Origin of the sequence: Parapedobacter tibetensis (genome assembly GCF_024704835.1) — a bacterium.
GTDB lineage: Bacteria > Bacteroidota > Bacteroidia > Sphingobacteriales > Sphingobacteriaceae > Parapedobacter > Parapedobacter tibetensis.
Genome location: NZ_JAMXBE010000063.1, coordinates 1 through 869, shown reverse-complemented (window position 1 = coordinate 869; position 869 = coordinate 1). Strand labels below are relative to the sequence as shown.

Here is an 869-nt window from a genome sequence, read left to right as displayed (position 1 = left end):
GTATTGAGCATGTATGCCCGTGGCATGGGTACACGTGCCATCAGCGATTACATCCGGGAGATGTATGCGATGGAAATATCGGCCACGGAAATCTCCCGTATCACCGATGCCGTGCTCCCGGCAGTCAACGAATGGCGCAACCGTCCGCTGGATGCGGTATACCCGTTCGTTTTCCTGGACTGCATGCACTATAAAATCAGGCATAACGGGTCGGTTGAGAGCCGTGCGATCTACAACATCCTGGGCGTGGATATCGATGGCCGCAAGGACCTGATCGGCCTTTACCTTTCGGAGACCGAGGGTGCCAAGTTCTGGCTCTCGGTGCTGACCGACCTGAAACAGCGCGGTGTGGAGGATATCCTGATCGCGTGCATCGACGGGCTGAAGGGCTTTCCGGAAGCCATAGAAGCAGTTTTTCCCAATACCCGTGTCCAGCTGTGCATCGTGCACCAGATACGCAGCAGCATGAAATACGTGCCGGATAAGGAAAAAAAGACCGTCATGGAAGATCTCAAACCGGTCTATAAGGCCGTGAACGCTGAACAGGGATATGAACGGCTGTTGGAGTTCGAGGAAAAGTGGGGGAAGAAATACCCACTCACGGCCAGATCATGGCTGCAGAACTGGGATAACCTTTCCACGTTCTTCGAATACGACGGGGATGTGCGCAGGGTGATTTACACCACCAATCCCATTGAGGGAATGCACAGGCAGGTGCGCAAAATCACCAAGACCAAAGGGGCTTTCACCTCCGAACAGGCGCTGCTGAAGCTTCTTTATCTGGTGATACGGGAGATAACAAAGAAATGGACAATGCCCATCCACAATTGGGGCTTGACCATCTCTCAGCTTTATATTAAATTTGGTGA

The 869-nt window shown here is 52.7% G+C and carries 1 protein-coding gene; it reads left to right on the top strand.

All coding sequences use genetic code 11. The features are described from left to right. The coding region (locus tag NF543_RS25260) for an IS256 family transposase (protein ID WP_257957585.1) at positions 1–869 on the top strand (869 nt) is incomplete at both ends.